Source organism: Winkia sp. UMB3158, assembly GCF_030217145.1.
Taxonomy (GTDB): Bacteria; Actinomycetota; Actinomycetes; order Actinomycetales; family Actinomycetaceae; genus Winkia; species Winkia anitrata.
The window spans coordinates 30,938-48,500 of the sequence record NZ_JASONH010000007.1; the positions used below are offsets into that span (position 1 = coordinate 30,938).

The following is a 17,563-nucleotide window of genomic DNA, read 5'->3' on the forward strand; positions in this document are numbered from 1 at the left end:
AAGAAAAAAGAAAGCCAAGTTTACCGGCAAGTAAACAGAGCTGGTCAACAGCTAAGACATCACTTCCAGAAGCGATCCAGGCCGCGCTTGTCCTCGATCTGCGCCCGGATGATCTCTTCGAGCAGATCGTAATCAGTTTCCTGATCGTACCTAATTCGAAAGAGCTTCTTGCCGTGCGTATAACCGACTTTCTCGATCTTGGGTAAGAACTGCTCAAAGATATTCTTCTCGACAGCCACGGACATATGCTTAGTAGCCGCGTACAGGCCGAGAATAAAAGTACCCTCAAGCAAAAACATCGGCTTGTTCCACTTGATTACGGGCTCTAACTCCGGGAACTTTGTAGCAACCCACTCAAGCAAGCCAGCGTAGGAATCGCGTGCTTCGCCCTCTGACACACTAGCGATGAAATCCTTGAAAATGCTTATATCCACCATACCTAGATGCTACGTCCGCGGCTCCAATCAGGCGCGCTGAGAGTCGACAATCTTCTCCATGAAGGTCAGGTCCAGCCATCTACCAAATTTGTTCCCCACCTGAGGAAATTCGCCAACCTTTGTAAAACCGAGTTTTTGGTGGAGCCTGATCGAAGCATCGTTGGTAGCTTCAATCCCCGCCACTATTGTGTGATAGGGCTGAGCCCGCTCAACCAAAGACGAGAGCAGCAGCGTACCTATGCCCTTGCCAGCACACTCAGGTGCCACATAAATCGAATTTTCTACACAGGCAAAATATCCTGGCCACGGCCGGAACGCAGACAGCGAGGCGAATCCAACTACCTCATTGCCGTCCAGCGCCACGATTACCGGGTATCCTTCGTCTTGATGCCCTGCCAGCCAAGCACGCCTATTAGCAACATCTACAGGCTCTTCAGTCCACACTGAAGTCGTGTGCTCTATAGCGTGATTGTAAATGCGGGTAATCGCCTCAAGATGGTCTTCACTCGCCTCTGTCACACGAAGCTGACCCACTACTGCAGCACCTCGCCTGGCGAGCCAGCCCCATCTATCTTGCGCTCCCCCTCGATCGTCACACCTTCGTCGAAGGTCCAATCCCCCTCTACAACAAAGGAAGATGCCTTCTTCAGTGACGGAACCCCCTTCGGGAAACGCTCCTCGAATTGTGCAATCGTCTTGTAGTAATCGGGATCCAGCTGCACGAAGGGTGCCTCCTCGACCTGAGAGACTAGACGCGCATCGGCAGTTAGCTCGTACACATCGGAGCGCACGAGGGCCAAATCAGAGGTGGTCTTAACGGGTAAGAAGCGCTCACGGCCAACCAGAATCGCGGTCGCTCCGGGGAAAGACTGGACTGCAGCCCCCATAGCCGCTTCAATCTGGTACACCTCGGTGCTGTTCTTGTCAGTGGGATCTACAGTCTTCTTGTTGCGGATCAGTGGCAGCCCAAGGACGGCTTTCCTCTGTACCAGTGTGTCACGCAACACCTGCAGGTCGAACCACAAGTTATTGGTGTGGAAGTACGGGTGGCGATGCTCATCAGTAAAGAAATGCATCTGCTCTTTTGGAGTCTGAGCGGTGTCCCGCAATATCAGCTGCCCATCGCTCTTCCGCCTGGCTAGGTGGCCCCCTTTACGATCGGCAGGGGTACGTTCGCAAACTTCTGCCGCATATGGCGCACCTGAGGCGGCGAACCAGCCCGCAATATGCGGATTCGGGTAGCCGCCCAAATTATCCGAATTAGAAGTACACGCGTAGCGGTATCCGGCCTCTAGGAACTTATCAAGTAAGCCAGTCCCCAGTAGGGCTGTGTATATGTCACCGTGGCCGGGAGGGCACCACTCAAGTGACGGATCTGCTGGCCACTGAACAGGCTCAAGGTTGTCGGTTCGCAGTTTTGGTTCCTGGTTTTGCAGAAAATCCAGCGGGAGTCCGTCAACTTTGATGTCGGGGTAGTTCTCAAGTGCCCGCAACGTCGATTCCTGGGTGCGGAAAGAATCCATGAGTAAAAGAGGGAGGGTTGCATCCCAGTTCTGCCGCACTGCTCTAACTTGCTGGCAGATCAGATCCAGGAAGGACTTGCCATCGCGCACGGGTATAAGGGACTTCGCGTCGTCCAATCCCATAGACGTGCCTAGTCCGCCGTTGAGCTTTATGTAGACGGTCTTCTGAATAGCCTCTTTTGCCTGCTCGTCACTAACCGGAGTGGAGTCAAGACTCTGCACCTCAGTGAGGGGATCAATCGTCTCCTCTGGAATTAGCCCGGTAGCTCCCGCTTCCAGCTCCCTGTAGTAATGGGTGAACACGTTGATCGCATTCTGGTCGACGCCTTTGGCGGCCATTTTTTGCTGCGCTGCTTGCAGTCCTTTTTCACTCATAGGAACATCATAACTACATTGCAGCTAGTGCCTGTAGCTTTCCCAGCCCCCGGAAGCAGATAGCAATTTCCCGTCCAGACATACGCCTTCACCTGCCATTACCTTGCCTATTGCGCGCAAGCCTGTCGGCAGTTCTATGTGGCTAGGAATAGTGGCAAGTAGCGCGTGGTCTTCGCCCCCACAAAGCACATTGTCTAACGGATCGGCGCAGCTACCTTCCAACGCCGAAATAAACGGCTTTAAAAGTGAATAATCAAGATCCATGCGCACTTGAGAAGCCTTTGCGATGCGGCGAGCATCCTTTAGAAGGCCGTCAGAGACGTCCATCATCGCGCTCGCGCCGGCCTTGGCAAGCGTCGGCCCCATCTGCAAAGGCGGATTCGGGGCGCGGAATATCTGAACCGCTTGCTGCTCGCGCTGAGAGCGTGCCTTTCTTCCCTCGCTGAGTAGTTCCAGCCCCGTTGCCGAGTAGCCTAGGGTGCCAGCCAAGACGATGCGGTCCCCTACCTTCGCACCGCTACGCAGCACTGGCTGTAGACCTGCCATATCGCCGAGGGCGGTCACAGAGATGGCTAGAGTGCGCGACTGAGTTAAATCTCCGCCGACTACGCCGCAGCCAAGCGGACGAGCACGGTCGGCTAGTCCTTTAGCGAAATCCACTAGCCAACTGACTTCAAGGGATGGCGGGAGTGCGAGCGAGCATACCAGTGAGGTCGGGTGGGCTCCCATTGCAGCGACGTCAGCTAGATTCTGAGCAGCCGCTCGTTGGCCTATCTCGAAAGCAGAAGACCATTCTCTTTTGAAATGGCTCCCTTCAACCAGCATGTCGGTAGTAATGACATAGCGGGAATCCGGCGCTTTTACAACAGCACAGTCATCGCCTGGGCCGATGACTGTCTGGCAGCCAGTGGGCAGAAAAGGGACGAAGGCACCAATGAGTGTGCCTTCGTCCACTTCCGAGATTTTCACTGCCGCCCCTGCTGAGAGGCGTACAGGCACAGCGCAGCTGCCGCTGCGATGTTTAGGGATTCAGCTTGCCCTGACATGGGTATCGACACCGTAGCAGTGCATGCCTCCAGCTGATCCTCGGCAAGGCCATGCGCTTCGTTTCCAAGTACCCAAGCGTGTGGCGATCCTAGCCCAACAGGACCCTTATTTGCGCTGAGGACGGGAAGGGGAACTTCACCTTTGCCGTCAGCGCCGAGGAAGGCGATACCCTTTCGGGCCAACACGTCATAGACCTCGTCAAAGGTAAGGTCGGCAACCACGGGCAAATGGAAGACCGATCCTGCCGAAGCACGAATAACCTTAGGACCGGCAGGGTCAGCACTGCCCTTGCACATAACCACGCCAGCAGCACCAAAAGCATCGGCAAGCCTAATAAGAGTGCCAGCGTTGCCCGGATCTTGCGTTTGCGGACAGATGACCACTGGGCGTGCCGACGCTACCGCTTGCTCGGCGATCTTCTCCAGGTCCCCACCAATGGCGTCCCGGGAGGCAACGGCAATAAAGCCTTGCCCGTCCGAAGACATGGCGTTGACCACGGAATCGTCGCAGTCATGCATCCATTCGGTAGTCTGCAGGGCCAGCTGTACAACATCGGGCCTACGCCCTGTAGCTAGCTCGCCCACGTAGATGTCTTTTACCGCATCGGGAGCAAACCTGCACAGCTCAGCTACAGCCTGAGGGCCTTCTACTCTTATCTGCAACGACTTAACGCGGAAAGCGCGCCCCGAAAGGCGCTTTACCGTACGTACCCGATTTGTATTCGGGTCGGTAAGTCGTTCGGGACGCGCGTTCACCTGCTCCATTTACTTAGCAGCCGGAGCGTTTACGTCTTCGGGCAGAGCCTTCTTTGCGGTGTCAACCAAGGAAGCGAAGGCAGCCGGTTCGCTGACGGCCAGTTCGGCCAGCATGCGCCGGTCAACCTCAACCTCGGCCAGGCGCAAGCCCTGCATGAAACGGTTGTAAGTCATGCCCTCGGCGCGGCATGCAGCGTTGATACGCTGGATCCACAGCCTGCGGAAGTTACCCTTACGCTTCTTACGGTCCTTGTAGTTGTAGACCATTGAGTGGGTAACTTGTTCCTTCGCCTTACGGTAGAGGCGGGAACGCTGTCCCCTGTAGCCAGATGCCCGATCCAGGGTGGTGCGACGCTTCTTACGAGCGTTGACAGACCTCTTGACACGTGCCATTAGTATGTTCTCCTTTTATTCTTAAAAGCTTTAGATGCCCAGCTGACGCCTTGCGTGGCGAGTCATTGCGGGGTTCATGACGGTGTCCTTGGACAGGCGACGCTTACGCTTGGAGGACTTGACCTCTAGCAAGTGGCGCTTGTTGGGGTGCTCGTGCATGAGCTTGCCGGATCCGGTCACGCGGAACCGCTTCTTTGCACCAGAGTGCGTCTTCATTTTCGGCATTTCGTGTCCTTGTCTATTGCGGCAAAGCCGCGTTGTATCTAGGAAATTTTTGCTTTAGGAGGCTAGTCTTGCTGTTCTTTTGCAGCTGCCGCAGCGCGGGCTGCTTTACGAGCGTCTTTTTCAGCCTGACGGTTACGCTTCACAGGACGACCATCCTGGTGAGACCTACGCTGCTGCGATTTGGCCATCTTCTTGCGCTTTACCGGACCGAGCACCATAGTCATGTTGCGCCCATCCTGACGAGGCATGGATTCAACGGTGCCCAATTCCGACACGTCATCTGCAAGACGTTCCAACAGTTTCACACCAAGTTCGGGACGAGACTGCTCACGTCCACGGAACATGATCATGACCTTTACCTTGTCGCCACCATTCAGGAAGCGTTCGACATGCCCCCTCTTGGTTTCATAGTCGTGTTCGTCAATCTTCAGGCGGAAACGAATCTCTTTCAGCTGCGTATTGGCCTGGTTACGACGTGCCTCACGAGCCTTCTGTGCGGCCTCGTACTTGTACTTGCCGTAATCCATGAGCTTCGCAACCGGCGGCTTAGCGTTGGGAGCGACCTCGACTAGGTCAAGACCAGCCTCCTGGGCTAGATGCAGCGCCTGATCGACGCGAACGACGCCGACTTGCTCGCCCGAAGGGCCAACTAGGCGGACCTCAGGGACGCGAATGCGATCATTAATTCGTAGCTCGCTGATGATTACTCCTTGACTATTTGAGTGGTGGCACGAAAAAACCTCCGCACCAAACGCATGCGGAGGTTACCCATATCAGCCTTTTTGGCTACCCGGACCCATGTTGGTTCCAAGGTGGGATCGCTCCACTTACGCACCGGTCTAACCGGTTGTTGACTTAATACTAGCAAAAGACTGCCGGTACGAAAAGGTAGTAGCGGGTGGTACCGCTCACCTCAGTACGGGGATCAGGTGCAGTGGAGCACATCTTGCAACAACCATCTGATCTTGCCCGAGGACGGCGCATGCCCTGGTCGCATCTTCTTTAGACTCGGCCTCAAAACGAAGCAGAGTCGCTCCCGTAGCAGTCGCGGAAAAGCGTAGGAAATGGCACCCGAAGTGGGCGCATACCTGCCGCACATGGTTATGCAATTGCTCATCTTCAGTAGGTGGAAGCCAGGTATCCCCCGCAGCCAGAGCCATGAGGGCTGGTTCCGGCAGTACTATTCCTGCGGGTGGATCTACCACCAGTAGTGCGTTTGCACTGATTGCAAGTAGCGCGATCCTTTTACCGGGCAACGGGATGGGACGATGGTTAGGAAAACACCCCTCTAGCTCGGTGAGACTCGTAAAAGCTGCCAAGCCGACACCGTCGTCAGGAAGCACGAAGGTAGCGAACTTGGGCGTCTGACATTCACCGTCGCCTACCTTCGGGTTGATGGCAAGAAGAAGACGTTCGCCCTCACACAGAGCCCGTTGGAACGCCCGTGCTCCCTGGCGCATGGCTTGCACTAGCGCGGCAGGCGCACTGCCGTCATCGCTGCGGTCCACCTGGTAGCTGAGTCGCTTTGACACCTTCTGCCTCTGGGAGGAATCCACTAGGCAACCTCCCGCGCGGCAGCGAGCGCCTGTTCCAGCGTAAATGCACCCTGATAAAGTGCCTTGCCTACAATCAATCCCTCGACGCTGCCCAGTGCAGCAATGGCCTTTATATCCTCTATCGAGGAGATGCCGCCGGAAGAGACAATGGCCGCGTCAGTGCGGGCAGCTACCTCTTCCAGCAACGGAAGATTCGGGCCGGACATCATGCCGTCGCGGGAGACATCGGTCACCACGTAGCGGGCGCAGCCGGCTTCGTTCAAGAAATCAATAACCTCAAATACATCCCCGCCCTGGCGCTTCGTGCCCCTGGCAGCAAGAGTGTGCCCGTGCACATCCAGGCCCACCGCTACCCGCGGACCGTAAGAGCGGATTATCTGCTTGGTCCATTCCAAGTCTTCTAGCACCACGGTCGACAGGTTTACGCGAGTTGCCCCCACGGACAGAGCCCGTCGAATTGAGGATTCGTCGGCAATGCCGCCAGACATCTGGATTTTTACATCCAATTCGCCAGCTATCTGCGCCAGCAGCGGCGCATTGGAGCCGCGACCAAACGCAGCATCCAAATCAACTAAATGGATCCACCCAGTACCGGCAGCAATGAACTGTTCTGCCACCTCTTTTGGTGAACCGTACTGATTCTCCTTGTCAACGCTCCCCCGCGACAGGCGCACCGCCTGCCCCGCCTCAACATCAACTGCGGGAAGAATATCTAGCATTATTTCTCCCTTACCCTCATAAGCCATTTTGAGATGATCTGCTGGCCTACTTCTCCGCTGCAGTGAGGCAGGAATTGCAGTCCAACTAGGGCCCCATTTTCTACCGCTGCAACCAGCTTTTCTTGGCCCGTCGTCATAGTGGTTAGGGGCGGTTTCAAAGGGCCAGGCCCCAGCAGCGTAGCCGGATCAGTGTGAGCGGCATATGCGGACGGGAAACTAAGTGGCTCACCGTTTAGATCGCCAATCAAAGGACTCTTCGACGGTTCCACCCGAAGATGCTGCTCGCTAAAATTGCGCCTATTGACGTTGCCGGGCCACTGCGCCAGGCTGCCGCCCTCTAAGTCCTCAACGTTCTCGAACAAGAGGTGCATAGGGCTGCCCACAACCAAAACGTGCCTTCCGCCGGCTAACCGGCGGTCCAGCAAGTAGTCCAAGCGCGCGGAAGAAAAATAGTCTGCAAGAGCCTGGTGACTATCTTCTCCGGCGATAACCAGCGCATCTGCCGCGAGCGCCTGACTGCCAGAAGGAGACAGATCTACTTGGCAACCTGCACTGGTTAATAAATCCTGCAGCCCTTTTGCTTCCTCGTGGAGCGGGAAGAAAGCAACGTTCATTCGCCTTTTTTCTTTCGCCTCATAGCTTTGCGCAACGCTTTTAGTCCTGCCATTCGGCCCATGCGGGAGGCATCAATGTTTTCGTAGTCGGCGGGAGTAGATTTTCCTAGCAACAGATCCTCCACGCGCCCATCGGCAGTGGAGATTACTAGCCCTGCCGGTAGGTCTGCCCCTTCGGCCCCCTTCTGGTAGCGTCTTGCGATCACCTGCCCGGAGACACCGGGTTCGCCCTGGTCCCCGTTCCCTAACCAACTAACCAGGAGCACGACTCCAAGCGGGGAGGTCTGTGAAAGCAGCTTTGCCAGTTCATCTGCTTTCTTCGGCATTGGCCGATCCGCTCCCAAAAGCGCATTTAGGTCGTCCTCGGGATCGGGTTCCACCTCGAGCCAAACGGCAGCCCCCGTATCAGTCATCAGCACCTGTCCAGGTAGAGATGACATTGCGAGAACTGCGGCTACGGCCTCGACAGAAGCCAGCGGCGTCATTACTAAAGCCACAGAGCGGGCATGCGAATCGGCCTCACCCATCTGCCCGGTCAGCTCGCGCAGCGCCTCATCCCAGTCGTCACCAATTTCCTCGCTCATGTCCCCTCCTGCCGGTAACCAATGTTCCTAGCCTAATCGTTTGCTGAGGCCAGCTCTTGCGCGACTGCCCTGGAGCGGTAACGCTCCGCCCCCAGCGAACCGGTTGCCATCTTGTTAATTATCATCGCGATGGCGCCGTCGCCGGTAACGTTGCAGGCAGTGCCGAAGGAGTCAATGGCTACATAGAGAGCTACCATCAGCCCGTACATCGGATCGGTAAATGCCAGCATGCCCTGCAGCACTCCTTGCGCTGCGGTAATTGCACCCCCCGGCACGCCCGGGGCAGCGATCATGGTAATTCCGAGCATGGCAATGAATCCGGCATAGGTGCCGAAGGAAACGCTTACCCCGCTCATGTACAGGACAGCCATCGAGAAGGCCACGATCTTAACAGTCGAGCCAGCAAGATGAATGGTGGCGCACAACGGCACGGTAAAGGAAGCGACCTCGGTAGACACCCCGTTCTTTTCAGAACAGCGCAGCGTTACGGGAATGGTGGCTGCGGACGAAGCGGTGCCAAGCGCGGTCAGGTAGGCAGGCATCATGCGACCCAACGCCACCAATGGGTTGGTGCGGGCGATAACACCGGCGAGTAGGTACTGCAGGATCAGCATCACGAAAGTTAGCAGGATAGAAACAATTACGATCTTAACCATTGCCACAATTACGGAGGCAATTTCGCCGGACTTAGTTAGGTTCATGAAGATGCCGAAAATATGCAGAGGCAGTAGCGGCACGATTGTCTTCTTGATCGTGGCCAACATGATGTTGCGGAATTCGCGCATGCCCTCACGCATTATTCGAGAATCCACCGAAGCCACCCCAATGCCAAGCAGGAAGGCAAGCACGAGGGCGGTAAACACGTCGAAGACGGGAGGAATAGTGAAGTCGTCCCCCAGTAGTGAAGAAACGGCTCCCCCCGGTGCCCCAAGTTTCACCATCTTCTGCCCCGCCAGCAGACTGGGATATAGCGCCTTTGTCACAAAGTAGGTGGCAAAGCCCGCAAAGAGAGTTGACCCATAGGCAATCAAGGTGGTGATCAGTAGCCACTTCCCAGCGCTTGCCCCCAAATCCGCCAGCGCTGGCGCAACGAGGCCGACAATGATCAGTGGAACCACAAATCCGAGGTACTGACCAAACACAGCATTGAAGGTAGCGAAAGGAACCACGAACCAGTTGGGTACGAACAGACCGAGTCCGATACCGGCTGCAATCGCGACCACCACCCAGAACAGCAGCGTACGGAAGACCTTTGGCATCTTGATATGAGCCATGAATTTATCTCTCCATATAGACAAAGGGGCAAATTACACTGTAAATTCCACGTTCGCGGTTATCGCCCTCAACCATCATATGAAACTTTTCCTCTCAGATAGCGTGCATGATATGGCCCACTTCTCCCCCGCATGCCCCAGCGGTAGCCGACCGGTAACATTAACCGCGTGCGAATCGTAAATCTTCTAGACCGCGGACCAATCGACTACTTGGAAGGGGATCGCACGCAGCGGCAAATCCACGCCGAGGTGGCAGCCGGGCGCAGCGAAGACACCCTGATCCTGCAAGAGTTTAAGCCGACCTGGACTGCTGGACGGCGAACCAAGCCCCAAGACATTCCGGATACCACTATCCCGGTAATCGAAATGGATCGCGGCGGCTCTGTCACCTGGCACGGACCGGGGCAACTAGTGTGCTATCCCGTAGTCAAACTCGCCGAGCCTATAGATGTGGTCAAGTTTGTCCGCAACATCGAAACTGGCGTACGCCGTTGCATAGAAGATAACTGGCATATAAAAACGGACATTGTAAAAGGGCGCTCCGGGGTGTGGATTCTGCGGCCAGGCATGCAAGATCGAAAAATCTGCGCCATCGGCGTCAAGACTGCACTTGGCACCACGATGCACGGCCTCGCCCTGAACTCCTACCCGGACATCGAATCCGGCTTCGGCAAGATTATTCCCTGCGGCCTAGCGGACGCCGGGGTCACTTCTCTTGAAGTCGAAGGAGCGCATGTATCCTTGCCAGACGTCGCCAAGGCCCTCGTGCCCGCCCTGGAAGAGGCACTCCAAGAAAACCGACAGGCAGGAAACTAAACTAGATGTCTACCGTTCCAGATCCTGAAGGCCGCAAGCTCCTTCGCATCGAGGTTAAGAACTCGCAAACCCCTATCGAGAAGAAGCCAGCTTGGATTAAGACCAAGGCGGTTAGCGGCAAGCGCTACATGGAAATGCGCCAGCGCGTCCGAGACGCGGGCTCCCACACGGTATGTGCAGAAGCCGGTTGCCCCAATATCTTCGAATGTTGGGAAGACCGCGAGGCAACGTTCCTAATCGGCGGCGCCCTATGCACCCGCCGCTGCGACTTCTGCGATATTGCCACCGGCAAGCCCACAGAATACGACAAAGACGAACCTCGCCGCGTCGCCTCTGAAATCGCTGCCCTACAGCTCAACTACGCCACTGTTACCGGGGTCTCCCGTGACGATCTAGAGGACGGTGCCTCCTGGCTGTACGCCGAGACCTGCCGGCAGATCCACCAGCAATCGCCCAGCACAGGGGTGGAGCTGCTGGTAGACGATTTCCGGGGCAAAGATGCTGCCCTCGACGAAGTGTTCTCTTCCAAGCCGGAAGTATTTGGACATAACCTCGAGACGGTGCCGCGCATCTTCAGGAAGATCCGCCCAGCATTTAGGTACGAACGGTCCCTAGAGGTGCTGCGCAAAGCCCACGACGCCGGACTGATCACCAAGTCCAACTTCATCCTGGGAATGGGCGAAACTACTGCCGAAATTGTGGAGGCGATGAAGGACATGCGCTCCGCGGAGGTAGACCTGCTGACCATTACCCAGTATCTGCGTCCCTCGCCCCTCCACCACCCCATCGACAGATGGGTAAAGCCAAAGGAATTCGTAGAACTCTCTAAGATCGCCTACGATCTGGGCTTTAAAGGGGTAATGTCCGGGCCGATGGTGCGCTCGTCCTACCGTGCTGGACGCCTGTGGGCCAAAGCGATGCGCGCCAACGGTAGCCCGCTCACGCCCGAACAGGAACGGCTGTACTTTGAGGGCACTACCCGCCAGGAAGCCTCAACGCTCCTGGCGGACAACCCCGCCCTCGCTAACGCTTAGACCAGTTTCGCAGCGGCCCTGCGGTCATGCTTGCCCGTGGGGCCGAGCGGAATCTGATCTACCAGTACCAGCTTTCGCGGCAGTTTAAACCGGGCAATATATTTCTCTGCCCAGTTTCTGACCTGTTCTAACGAGGGCGGATTCTGCCCCGGGACAGCGACCACGGCTATGGTCTCTCCCCACTTCGGGTCCGCAGCTCCGACCGTGCACCAATCTTTTAGTCCGGCAATGCCCGCGAGCGCCCGGTCTACTTCGGCGGGGTGAATGTTCTCTCCTCCCGAAATTACGATCTCTTTGGAACGGCCGACAATAGTGAGTAGGCCCTCTTCGTCCCAATGGCCTACATCGCCGGTAGCCAAGGGGGCTTCTTCAAGCACTATCTGCCCCTGCCGTAGCCATCTACTTACCACGTTGGGCCCGCTGATTGTCAGCTCCCCATCTACCCCGGGTTCGGTTACGGGCTCGCCGGAATCGTCGCACACTTCCACCCGCGTGTAGGGGAATGCGCGCCCGGCCGCAATGGGATGGTCGGCAAGAAGCCGCTGGGGCAAACAGGTACAGGTGGCCGCCGCCTCGGTCATTCCCCACACGTGGATCGGGGTAAGCCCAACGCTAATCATCTGGAGCGCCAGATCCCTGTCCAACGGCGATCCTCCCACGAGCGGAATTCTAAAGTCAGGCAGGTCTTTTGCGGTGAAATCCGGCTGAGAACACAGCGCCTTGAACATTGTCGGGACAGCGAACATAGTATTCACATGCCACTTCTTCAACGTTTGCACTAATTCGGCGGGGCGGAATGCTGGCACGATCACTACTGTGCCGCCGCTACAGAACAGATCAGTAGACAGCCCGTTGAAGCCACCAATGTGGGACAGCGGCACAGCTACCGCCAACGTGTCGCGTCGATCGTAGCCAAAACCTTCCCTAAGGTTCCGCCACCCCCACCAGAGATTGGCATGAGTCAGCACTGGCCCCTTAGGTTCACCGGTCGTACCGGAAGTAAAAATGATAGCGGCAGGCGTATCCTCCGTGCACTCGACCGGCTGTGCCGTAATAGGGGAAAACCCGCCCAACCAATGCAGCCAATCCTGGCGAATAGGCACGACCTTTGCCTCCCACGAGTCACAATCAGCCCGATCCGTGAACACGAGCTTCGGCCGGGCCCTCCGCAGCAAATCCGTTACCTCGGCTCCAGAGAGGCGAACATTGATCGGATTTACAATTGCTCCTAACCAAGCGCATGCCGCATAAGTAAGCAGATGCAACGGGTGATTGGCACAAACTAACGAAACCACGTCGCCAGCGTGCACGCCCTCACCGTCTAGAAAATTCGCCAAGCGAGACACTACCTCTAGGCTCTCTTCGGCGGTCAGCTGGCCTCCAGGAAAAACAAGGTTTACCTTGTCGGGTTCGCGAAATACTGCCCGCTTCAGATGGGAAACCGGAGAAAAATCTACATTTGAAAAAGACATGCGCGCACCTTTCAGCCAATACAAAACCCGCCCCTTAGGGCGGGAACACCAGCTACCTAGCCAGTGACGGGAAACGAATTTTACGAATACCCCTGGCAATGCCGAAAGTAACTAGTACAGAAACGGCCCACATGCACCACAGGATAGAAACAGCCATAGTCAGTTTCGTAAGCGCAGAAAGAATCAGCGATAACGCCACAAACCAAATCAGCAACACCAAAATGTACAGACTCAGCGGCCCCTGCAGCCCTCTTCGCGCTGCAAGCACCCCCAAGATAGCCAGCCCCACGGCAAGTGCGATGAGCCCGACAATGCGCATGCCAAGGTGTGAATCAGCGACGTTAAACAGTGCAACCGAACCCAATCCGAATGACACCAACATGTCAGCAGTTAGGATTCGCCTAGCAAAAGAGCGATTTCGCCTACGAATACCGGCCCTTTTAGAACTTGTCTTACTGTCCACGCTGCCTCCTCACCCCGACAGTTTATCCCGATGCCGGTAGACTTTGCCCATGGACACAATCGAGGTAAAAGGTTCGATACGCCTAGGACAATTTCTGAAACTCGCCGGAGTGGTAGAAGACGGAGCTACCGCCCGACTCGCAATCCAAAGCGGCGACGTTGAAGTAAACGGAACTACAGAAACAAGACGTGGATCCCACTTGAGCGACGGGGACATAGTGACGGTGCACTACCCCGACGGAGAAACCGGCGACATCGCAGTTAAGGTTATTGCCTAGCCTGACACTGCGGGCACACGCCCCAATAAATTACCTCGGCTTTTTCCACTTTGAACCCCATGTCATCCTTTGCTTGCAAACATGGGGCATGCCCAGTAGCGCAAGGGATATCGACCATTTTGTCGCACACTCTGCACACCATGTGGTGGTGGTTATCGCCCAGATCAATCTCGTATCTAGCCCGCACCCCGGCAGGCTCTACCCGATTCAAAATGCCTCGCTGGGTGAGCACGTTCAACGTGTCATAGACGGTCTGCCCCGACACTGATCCGAGTTCGTCCTCGACAATTTCCCGAACCTGATCAGCATTTGCGTGAGGAGACTTAGCCAGAGCCCGAAGCACAGCAAGGCGCGTTCCAGTAACGCGCAAACCCGCCCTCCTAAGCAGGCCGCTATGCGAGCTCATGAGCTCCCCCTATTCCGCTAGACAATTAGGTCCAAGCAGCTCCTTCAGTTCGGCGAACAAGGATGCCTCTGGTTTTACCTTAAGAGAGGCGTCACATTCAGCAACCACTGTCCGCCCAGCACCAGACAACCTTAGATTCACCGGCGCAGGCCCAGGATGGGCCTGGAAAATCTGCTTTAAGGACTCTAACAGAGGCCTCGTGCAATTATTCATGTGCATGGCTAAGGTCACTGGTTCATCACCGGTACGAGTGAGCTCCAGAATCTTCATGGACTCAGCGTTCAGCTCCACCCCACCCTCGCGTCGAGAAAGGCGGCCCGTAACAGACACGATCTGGTCAGGCTGTAACCGTTCCGAAACTGTCTGATAGGTGGACGGGAAGAACTGCGATTCAATGGATCCAGACAAGTCCTCGATAGTAACGATCGCCCACAGGTTACCGGTCTTGGTAGTACGCCGCTGCACGTTAGTAATTAGCCCAGCAATCGTTACCCTAGAGCGATCCGGGCGCGATTCGTCCTCTTTAATATCGCTAATGGAAGCATCAGAGTTCTGCGACAGGCCCATCTCTTGGCCGGCAAGCGGGTGATCCGAGACGTACAGTCCGAGCATCTCGCGTTCGAAGCCCAACTTTTCCTTTCTGTCCCATTCGGGCAGGTCCGGGATCTCCACGCGGAAACCGCCGCCGACCTCCTCGGCTTCCTCCCCCAAACCGGCAAACAGATCAAACTGCCCGGCTGCCTCGTTGCGCTTAATGCCAATGATGGATTCGACGGCCTCTTCATGCTTCAGCTCCAAGGAACGCCTAGTGGCGCCCAAAGAGTCGAAGGCGCCACCCTTGATCAGAGACTCGATGGTGCGCTTGTTGCAAACGGTCTGAGGAACCTTCTTTAGGAAATCGTTGAAGGACTCAAACCTACCTTGCTCGGTGCGTGCCTGCTCAATGCCCTCTACCACCGGCAAACCAACGTTCCTCACAGAAGCCAGTCCGAAGCGGATCTTCTCTCCTACAGGGGTGAAGTTAGCCGAAGACTCGTTCACGTCAGGGACCAGCACCTCAATGCCGAGGTGGCGACATTCACCCAAATAGATCGGCAGCTTATCCTTATTCGCGCCAGCCGAGGTTAGCAAAGCCGCCATATATTCAACTGGATAGTTCGCCTTCAAGTAGGCCGTCCAATACGACACCAAACCGTAGGCAGCCGAGTGCGACTTGTTGAACGCGTACGACGCAAAGGGAACCAGGATTTCCCACAACGTAGTAATCGAGTCATCTGAATAGCCATTGTTCAGCATGCCTGCCCGGAAGCCCTCAAACTGCTGGGCTAGCACGTCAGCTTTCTTCTTACCCATTGCCTTACGCAAAATATCTGCCTGCCCCAGAGTGAAGCCCGCCAGCTTCTGGGCGATCTTCATAACCTGCTCCTGGTACACGATCAGGCCATGGGTCTCAGACAGGATGTCCTCTAGAGGCTCAGCCAATTCAGGGTGAATTGGCTCAATCCGCTGCTGCCCATTCTTGCGCAGGGCATAGTTAGTATGCGAGCCCGCCCCCATTGGGCCCGGGCGGTAAAGCGCACCCACTGCCGAGATGTCAGCGAAAGAGGTTGGCTTCATCAGACGGAGCAGATTACGCATGCCGCCGCCATCAAGCTGGAATACGCCTAAGGTTTCGCCACGTCCCAACAGTGCGTACGTTGCTGGGTCCTCCAGCGAAACGTTTTCGAGGTCGAGCTCTTCCTTGCCGTTCAGCTTTATGTTCTCGAGACAGTCAGAGATGATGGTAAGGTTCTTGAGTCCCAAGAAGTCCATCTTCAGCAATCCCAGATGCTCGCAAGTCGGATAATCAAATTGGGTAATGATCGCCCCGTCAGCTAAGCGTTTCATCATGGGAATGATGTCGGTGAGCGTATGCGAAGACATGATCACTGCACAGGCGTGCACACCCCACTGGCGGGTCAGCCCCTCAATGCCGAGTGCCATATCCACAACTTCCTGATAACCCCAGTATTCTGCTCCCCCGGGCTTATCGGCAGCCACCATGTCGCGGAAAGACTTAGCTTCGCCATACCGCTTATCGGCCGGATCAAAAATGCCGTGCACCGAAATGTCCTTGCCCATGATCGTGGGCGGCAATTCCTTAGTGAGCTTTTCCCCTACCACGAAAGGTTTGCCAAGGATACGGGCAGAGTCCTTTAGTGCCTGCTTCGTTTTGATCGTGCCATAGGTGATCACCTGGGACACTTTGTCTTTGCCATATTTATCTTCTACGTATTTGATAACTTCGCCGCGCCTCTTATCGTCGAAGTCGACGTCAATATCAGGCATAGAGACGCGCTCAGGGTTCAAGAAACGTTCGAACATCAGCCCGTGTTCTAGCGGATTGAGCTCCGTGATGCCCATACAGTAGGCGACGATGGAGCCTGCGCCAGAACCACGTCCGGGTCCGACTCGAATACCGTGGTCTTTAGCCCAGTTGATGTAGTCGGCAACAACCAGGAAGTAGCCCGGAAATCCCATGGAGGTAATGACCGAGATCTCGTAGTCGATCTGCTTCTGCTCGGCTTCAGGCACTCCGCCTGGGAAGCGCTTATCTGCCCCTCGGGCGACCTCCTTTACGAACCAGGATTCCAAGGTTTCGCCCTCGGGCACGGGGAACGTCGGCATGAAGTTAGCACCTTCATCGACCGTCTTGAAGTGCACGTCGCACATCTCGGCAATAAGTAAAGTATTGTCGCACGCTTCCGGCAGTTCCCTAAAGATCTCCCGCATCTCCGAAGCAGGTCTCAGATAGTAGTCAGAGCCATCAAATTTGAAACGACCCGGATCGTCTAGCCGCTTACCCGAGTTGATGCACAGCAGCGCGTCCTGATAGTCGCGGTCTTCCTTACGAACGTAGTGGGAGTCGTTGGTCGCCACCAAGGGAGCATCGATAGTCTTAGCGAGCTCGAGCAGCTCCTTCTTTACGCGCCTTTCAATATCCAGGCCGTGGTCCATCAGCTCAACGAAATAGTTCTCTTTACCGAAAATATCCTGGTATTCGCCAGCGGCACGCACGGCCTCCTCCCACTGCCCGAGTCGCAACCTAGTCTGCACTTCCGAGGACGGGCAGCCAGTAAAGCCGATCAGGCCAGAGGAATACTTTTCTATCAGTTCGCGGTCGATGCGAGGCCATTTCGCCATCTGCCCCTCAATGGAGCCCATTGAGGCCATGCGGAACAGGTTGTGCATGCCCTCCGTTGTCCGCGACAGCAAAGTCATGTGGGTGTAGGCGCCGCGTGCAGACACATCATCGCCGGCTGCCTGTTGTTCCCTAGTGCCCCACTGCACCCTGGTGTTGTCAAAGCGGGAAGTACCGGGGGTCAGATATGCCTCTAGTCCGACGATCGGTTTGATCCCCGCCTTCTGACATTCGTTGTAAAGTTCGTAGGCCCCGAACAGGTAGCCGTGATCAGTGATGGCTACTGCAGGTTGGTCCAGTCTCTTGGCTTCGGCAACCAGTTTCGAAATCTTGGCCGCGCCATCGAGCATCGAATAATCGGTGTGGACATGAAGGTGCACAAAGTTATCGGTAGCCATGCCTGCCATTGTAC

Annotated in this window: 20 protein-coding genes; 3 read left to right on the forward strand and 17 right to left on the reverse strand. The window is 56.0% G+C overall.

What is annotated here, in order from left to right; all coding sequences use genetic code 11:
- Positions 1 to 59 precede the first annotated feature (59 nt).
- The 13 genes from QP400_RS08665 to QP400_RS08725 all read right to left on the reverse strand — a co-directional run bounded on the left by QP400_RS08665 (position 60) and on the right by QP400_RS08725 (position 9,502).
- Entirely contained in the window at positions 60 to 437 is a 378-nt protein-coding gene (locus QP400_RS08665; protein ID WP_048707455.1) for an iron chaperone, read from the reverse strand.
- Between the two features lie 27 nt (positions 438 to 464).
- Positions 465 to 971 (reverse strand): GNAT family N-acetyltransferase, encoded by a 507-nt coding sequence (locus QP400_RS08670; RefSeq protein WP_048707457.1) that lies wholly within the window; start codon positions 969 to 971, stop codon positions 465 to 467.
- On the reverse strand, positions 971 to 2,335 hold the full coding sequence (locus tag QP400_RS08675; protein WP_048707459.1) for a UTP--glucose-1-phosphate uridylyltransferase: 1,365 nt from the start codon (positions 2,333 to 2,335) through the stop codon (positions 971 to 973). The genes QP400_RS08670 and QP400_RS08675 overlap by 1 nt, the downstream gene beginning before the upstream one ends.
- Positions 2,336 to 2,359: 24 nt before the next feature.
- Positions 2,360 to 3,304, reverse strand: coding sequence for a thiamine-phosphate kinase (locus QP400_RS08680; protein WP_053086207.1), 945 nt, complete (start codon positions 3,302 to 3,304; stop codon positions 2,360 to 2,362).
- Positions 3,301 to 4,146 (reverse strand): TrmH family RNA methyltransferase, encoded by an 846-nt coding sequence (locus QP400_RS08685; protein WP_065420880.1) that lies wholly within the window; start codon positions 4,144 to 4,146, stop codon positions 3,301 to 3,303. Before QP400_RS08685 ends, QP400_RS08680 begins: the two co-directional genes overlap by 4 nt.
- Positions 4,147 to 4,530 carry a 50S ribosomal protein L20 gene (gene rplT / locus QP400_RS08690; RefSeq protein ID WP_048707463.1) on the reverse strand — a complete coding sequence of 128 codons (384 nt, stop codon included), beginning with the start codon at positions 4,528 to 4,530 and terminating at the stop codon, positions 4,147 to 4,149.
- 30 nt (positions 4,531 to 4,560) lie between these two features.
- A complete protein-coding gene (gene rpmI / locus QP400_RS08695) occupies positions 4,561 to 4,755 on the reverse strand; it encodes a 50S ribosomal protein L35 (RefSeq protein WP_004804923.1) in 195 nt (64 codons plus the stop codon).
- 62 nt (positions 4,756 to 4,817) lie between these two features.
- The gene (gene infC / locus QP400_RS08700) at positions 4,818 to 5,459 is read right to left on the reverse strand and encodes a translation initiation factor IF-3 (protein WP_048707465.1); all 642 of its coding nucleotides are present in this window, start codon (positions 5,457 to 5,459) and stop codon (positions 4,818 to 4,820) included.
- A 204-nt stretch (positions 5,460 to 5,663) separates the two neighbouring features.
- Positions 5,664 to 6,311: an SseB family protein gene (locus QP400_RS08705; RefSeq protein WP_048707468.1), complete on the reverse strand. Its 648-nt coding sequence runs from the start codon at positions 6,309 to 6,311 to the stop codon at positions 5,664 to 5,666.
- Positions 6,311 to 7,030: a HisA/HisF-related TIM barrel protein gene (locus QP400_RS08710; RefSeq protein ID WP_048707469.1), complete on the reverse strand. Its 720-nt coding sequence runs from the start codon at positions 7,028 to 7,030 to the stop codon at positions 6,311 to 6,313. Before QP400_RS08710 ends, QP400_RS08705 begins: the two co-directional genes overlap by 1 nt.
- Positions 7,030 to 7,644 (reverse strand): type 1 glutamine amidotransferase family protein, encoded by a 615-nt coding sequence (locus QP400_RS08715; protein ID WP_070424988.1) that lies wholly within the window; start codon positions 7,642 to 7,644, stop codon positions 7,030 to 7,032. Before QP400_RS08715 ends, QP400_RS08710 begins: the two co-directional genes overlap by 1 nt.
- Positions 7,641 to 8,228 (reverse strand): hypothetical protein, encoded by a 588-nt coding sequence (locus QP400_RS08720; RefSeq protein WP_048707474.1) that lies wholly within the window; start codon positions 8,226 to 8,228, stop codon positions 7,641 to 7,643. The genes QP400_RS08715 and QP400_RS08720 overlap by 4 nt, the downstream gene beginning before the upstream one ends.
- 32 nt (positions 8,229 to 8,260) lie before the next feature.
- On the reverse strand, positions 8,261 to 9,502 hold the full coding sequence (locus QP400_RS08725) for a dicarboxylate/amino acid:cation symporter (protein WP_053086208.1): 1,242 nt from the start codon (positions 9,500 to 9,502) through the stop codon (positions 8,261 to 8,263).
- 168 nt (positions 9,503 to 9,670) lie between these two features.
- On the opposite strand from QP400_RS08725, the gene lipB reads away from it, so the two are divergent.
- Complete coding sequence (lipB, locus tag QP400_RS08730; RefSeq protein WP_048707476.1) at positions 9,671 to 10,318, forward strand: lipoyl(octanoyl) transferase LipB; 648 nt, start codon at positions 9,671 to 9,673, stop codon at positions 10,316 to 10,318.
- Between the two features lie 5 nt (positions 10,319 to 10,323).
- The gene (lipA, locus tag QP400_RS08735; RefSeq protein ID WP_048707479.1) at positions 10,324 to 11,352 is read left to right on the forward strand and encodes a lipoyl synthase; all 1,029 of its coding nucleotides are present in this window, start codon (positions 10,324 to 10,326) and stop codon (positions 11,350 to 11,352) included.
- Here lipA and QP400_RS08740 read toward each other — a convergent pair.
- Positions 11,349 to 12,824: a class I adenylate-forming enzyme family protein gene (locus tag QP400_RS08740; RefSeq protein WP_048707482.1), complete on the reverse strand. Its 1,476-nt coding sequence runs from the start codon at positions 12,822 to 12,824 to the stop codon at positions 11,349 to 11,351. The genes lipA and QP400_RS08740 overlap by 4 nt on opposite strands.
- 52 nt (positions 12,825 to 12,876) lie before the next feature.
- On the reverse strand, positions 12,877 to 13,287 hold the full coding sequence (locus QP400_RS08745; protein WP_004804893.1) for a hypothetical protein: 411 nt from the start codon (positions 13,285 to 13,287) through the stop codon (positions 12,877 to 12,879).
- A gap of 49 nt (positions 13,288 to 13,336) precedes the next feature.
- Here QP400_RS08745 and QP400_RS08750 point away from each other — a divergent pair, with 49 nt between their 5' ends.
- On the forward strand, positions 13,337 to 13,564 hold the full coding sequence (locus QP400_RS08750; protein WP_004804892.1) for an RNA-binding S4 domain-containing protein: 228 nt from the start codon (positions 13,337 to 13,339) through the stop codon (positions 13,562 to 13,564).
- Here the strand turns inward: QP400_RS08750 and QP400_RS08755 are convergent.
- Together QP400_RS08755 and dnaE are read right to left on the reverse strand one after the other, a co-directional pair.
- Positions 13,554 to 13,970 carry a Fur family transcriptional regulator gene (locus tag QP400_RS08755; RefSeq protein WP_004804887.1) on the reverse strand — a complete coding sequence of 139 codons (417 nt, stop codon included), beginning with the start codon at positions 13,968 to 13,970 and terminating at the stop codon, positions 13,554 to 13,556. The two genes, QP400_RS08750 and QP400_RS08755, sit on opposite strands and share 11 nt — an antisense overlap.
- A 9-nt stretch (positions 13,971 to 13,979) precedes the next feature.
- Positions 13,980 to 17,558, reverse strand: a complete 3,579-nt coding sequence (gene dnaE, locus QP400_RS08760) for a DNA polymerase III subunit alpha (protein WP_048707485.1) — start codon at positions 17,556 to 17,558, stop codon at positions 13,980 to 13,982.
- Between the last annotated feature and the right edge of the window lie 5 nt (positions 17,559 to 17,563).